This window comes from Cupriavidus pauculus (assembly GCF_008801835.1).
GTDB lineage: Bacteria > Pseudomonadota > Gammaproteobacteria > Burkholderiales > Burkholderiaceae > Cupriavidus > Cupriavidus pauculus.
In genome coordinates this window covers 1-1731 of sequence record NZ_VZOW01000085.1, presented here as the reverse complement: position 1 = coordinate 1731, position 1731 = coordinate 1, and the positions used below count along the sequence as shown (strand labels likewise).

The window sequence follows — 1731 nt, the reverse complement described above, 5'->3', positions numbered from 1 at the left end:
TCCACCGCGATAGATCGCCACGTCCATCAGCGTTGCCCGACGGCACGCAACATTGGTGATGGACGGTGCCGCAGCCGACCATCAATTACCGTGCTCGCGCATCCATCGAATCTCGTGCTCACGCACACGGGAGACACCAGAGCCTCGAATGAGGCGTCCGTCTTGCTCCCTGCTGGAAGCCCGGACGGAGGTACTACAAGACGAAAGTGATGTGAACGTGGACGAGCCCTCCTATGAAGTGAGTGGGATGAGAAATGCAGCGGGAGCCCTGTGCGTTGCACACAGGGAATTGCCGCAAAGGACAGCGCGCCAGGCGGCGCGGTAGGGATGAGTTCAAACAGACGAAGAGGGCTCCGCCCTTGGGTAGGGCCGGTATGCGGTCGGAGCCTGGGCATACCTGGGGTGGTTCCGCCCTGACGGGCCAGCGCTTGCAGGAATCTGCGCTGTTGTGGGTGCCGATGTACAAAGCCCATCGGTCTTGGCAACTGTCCGGCCAGTGTAGGGAGGCCATCATCATGTATGCCGCACGCAATAGGAACTGGCTTTTGCCCGCATTGTTGGCGGTGTTGCGCGGGTCGTCACTGCGGCGTGCAGTGACGACCCGTTTCGCGGCAGCATTTGCTACGCAGGATGCGGCTGCCATCCCCTGGCCTGCATTGCCTGTGCTGCGATGTCCCCAGCGTTCGTCGAGGCGTTCAGCATCTTGCGGATGTTGGCGATGTGCGCCAGGGCGGTTTCACGCGATGCCGGTTGCGCAGTCGGTTCTGGGCGGTGGTCGGTGCGTAGCCCACCTGCAGGCCGATTTTCGGCAGGCCGTGGGGCGGCAGATGTCTCCTTACGACCTGCCCACAAGCGGAACTCGCCCGCAAAGACGCGCTTCACCAAGGCGAAGAAGTAGGCCACGATATTGCGCACGGTGCCACTCTGGCTGCGTGCCTGCAACTCATCGAGTACTTCCTGGCGATGCTGCGGCGGCAGCCGCCGCAAGGCGGCCTGCACGTCTTTTTGCTGATCTGCCTGGGCATTGCTCAGGCAGGGCGGCAAGCTCACCGACTGCGATGCCGAATCGCCGTCGCCTTCGCGCGCGCGGTACGTACGTTCTTTTTTATACATATACGTCTTATACGTACTGTCCTGCTCAGCCGTCATGTGGCGAGCGTGTTCGGTCTGTTGCGGAACAAGCGTGCTGCCAGCGGAATCACGGGACGATGACAGTTGGCCTGCCGCCTGGTGCACTTGTGGCGGCGGCGTAGGGGGTAAATCATCGTCACTGTGGTGCTGATCGTGGGGCGCAATGGAAGTGGCTTCAGGTGCCTGCGCCAGCGTTGCCTGAATGTGAATGGCCACCCGATCCACCTGGTTGTTTTCGTGGCCGATGGAAGATTGCAGAAGCGCGGGCAGGCTGGCATCGAGCGTGCAAGCCTGTTGGAAGTCAAGGGCGCTTTCGTGAACCTGATACAGCTCGCTGAGCACATGGCCGGTCAGAGGATCGCGCTGCTGGCCCACCAGACTGATCCACCCCGTCAGCCGAAGCACGACGAGAACGCGCCGGGCCGTCTCGTACCCGGCCCTCTGCCCCAGCGGGGTAGAGGTGAGATAGCGGCCGGCGTCTGTCAAGGCAGTTGGAACCTGATTCATGCGGCCTCTAATACTGGATCGGTGTCTTGCTCATGTTGATCCGGCTCGGGGTTGAGCCAGACGCTGCCGATGGGCTGCCAGTTGCGTAGTTTT

At 61.9% G+C, this 1731-nt stretch carries 1 protein-coding gene; it reads right to left on the bottom strand.

Going from position 1 to position 1731, the window contains the following annotated elements; all coding sequences use genetic code 11:
• Positions 1-621 precede the first annotated feature (621 nt).
• Positions 622-1638, bottom strand: coding sequence for an STY4528 family pathogenicity island replication protein (locus tag F7R19_RS30080; protein ID WP_223505852.1), 1017 nt, complete (start codon positions 1636-1638; stop codon positions 622-624).
• Positions 1639-1731: the final 93 nt, after the last annotated feature.